This is a genomic window from Natronogracilivirga saccharolytica (genome assembly GCF_017921895.1).
Taxonomy (GTDB): domain Bacteria; phylum Bacteroidota; class Rhodothermia; order Balneolales; family Natronogracilivirgulaceae; genus Natronogracilivirga; species Natronogracilivirga saccharolytica.
Genome location: NZ_JAFIDN010000049.1, coordinates 1 through 255 on the forward strand (window position 1 = coordinate 1; position 255 = coordinate 255).

Sequence of the window (255 nt, forward strand, 5' to 3'; positions counted from 1 at the left end):
GCCGGCTGAGCTACGAGCGCATGCTCTACGGAGGCCGTTTGGGCTACGGTAACCAGAACCGCAGCTATGTTATGCTCTCGGGCTTCTATGCCCGCGACGATGAGGGCTCGATCGACGTTCCGGATTCATTTTTCGATGAACAGCAGGATCCTGAGGCCGGCTTCGGCGGGGGCACCGGCCGCACGCGCCGCAACTTCTCCCCGCCGGCGGAAAACCTGCTGGTCTCCCCGGAGTTTCAGGTGAGCCTGTTCGGCC

Annotated in this window: 1 protein-coding gene; it reads left to right on the forward strand. The window is 63.5% G+C overall.

Going from position 1 to position 255, the window contains the following annotated elements; translation table 11 throughout:
- Window positions 1–38: 38 nt before the first annotated feature.
- Window positions 39–255 (forward strand): hypothetical protein (locus NATSA_RS15915; protein ID WP_210513496.1); only part of this gene is annotated, 217 nt, incomplete at its 3' end.